Annotated in this window: 1 pseudogene; it reads right to left on the reverse strand. The window is 52.3% G+C overall.

The features are described 5' to 3' along the window. A pseudogene (locus DBY86_RS12780) lies at nucleotides 1-694 on the reverse strand (IS5 family transposase); the annotation flags it as partial.

Consider the following 694-nt stretch of genomic DNA (forward strand, 5'->3'; position numbering starts at 1 on the left):
TTGCGGTGGGCTTTGCGCATAATGCCGTCTAACAACTGATGCTCTTTCAGATGTTGCCGGTTTTCCTCGCTGTCATAGCCTTTGTCGGCATAGACGGTTGTACCTTCGGCTATACCTTCCAGCAAAGGCGGCAGGTGGTTGCACTCATGGGTATTGGCAGGAGTAATGTACAGTTTCCCGATATAGCCTTCCTCATCGGTGCGGGTATGTTGTTTGTAACCGAGTTTGTAGAGGCCGTTTTTCTTTGTCCAACGGGCATCTTTATCTTTGCTCGGTGTGGTTTGGCCGCTGACTTGTCCTTCCTCGTCAATTTCTATGGCCTGACGCTGTTTGCTGCCGGCGGTCTGAATAATGGTGGCATCAATGACGGCGGCGGATGCTTTCTCTATTTTTAGGCCTTTTTCGGTCAGTTGGCAGTTAATCAGTTTGAGCAATTCGGACAGGGTGTCGTCTTGCGCCGCCGGTTACGGTAGCGGCATAAGGTGCTGTAATCGGGGATGCCCAGTTCGTCAAAACGGCAAAATAGGTTGAAATCGGTGCGGGTGATGAGGCTGTGTTCGAGTTCGGGATCGGAGAGGCTGTGCCATTGTCCGAGCAGGACGGCTTTGAACATGGACAACAGGGGATAGGCGGGACGGCCGCGGTGGTCTCTAAGGTAACGGGTTCTTTGACGATTCAGGTATTGTTCGATCGG

The organism is Neisseria bergeri (assembly GCA_003044455.1).
GTDB classification, from domain to species: domain Bacteria; phylum Pseudomonadota; class Gammaproteobacteria; order Burkholderiales; family Neisseriaceae; genus Neisseria; species Neisseria bergeri.